Origin of the sequence: Halomonas sp. SIMBA_159 (genome assembly GCF_046536035.1) — a bacterium.
GTDB lineage: Bacteria > Pseudomonadota > Gammaproteobacteria > Pseudomonadales > Halomonadaceae > Vreelandella > Vreelandella venusta_A.
Window position 1 is genome coordinate 1 of record NZ_JAWJBT010000251.1, and the last position, 321, is coordinate 321.

The following is a 321-nucleotide window of genomic DNA, read 5'->3' on the forward strand; positions in this document are numbered from 1 at the left end:
CTGTCGTCATGCTTACTCCGATAAAGTCGATGTTGTCTGCAGAAGGCTTGATGTAAATCTTTCCTTCATATTCACCAGATGGGAACTTTCGGCGATAGTCAGGATCTGCCGCGTCGGTTACGGTAAATTCGATTTGGAAATCACCGTGCTGCAAGATTTGATTGATCGTCAGTCGAATTAATTGAGCCGTTGAATCAAAGCTGGCTGTCCCTTCGTACATGATGCCTTTACTATTCCAGATAGCGACAGCAATATCCTTGCCGGTAAGGTCGACCGTTTTACCTGAGTAGTCGCGAGGGTTGAACGCCAATTGCGCATGTT

Annotated in this window: 1 protein-coding gene; it reads right to left on the reverse strand. The window is 46.4% G+C overall.

Annotation, left to right across the window (positions count from 1 at the left end; translation table 11 throughout):
* A partial coding sequence (locus R0J87_RS19190) for a hypothetical protein (RefSeq protein WP_498888232.1) occupies positions 1 to 321 on the reverse strand: 321 nt, incomplete at both ends.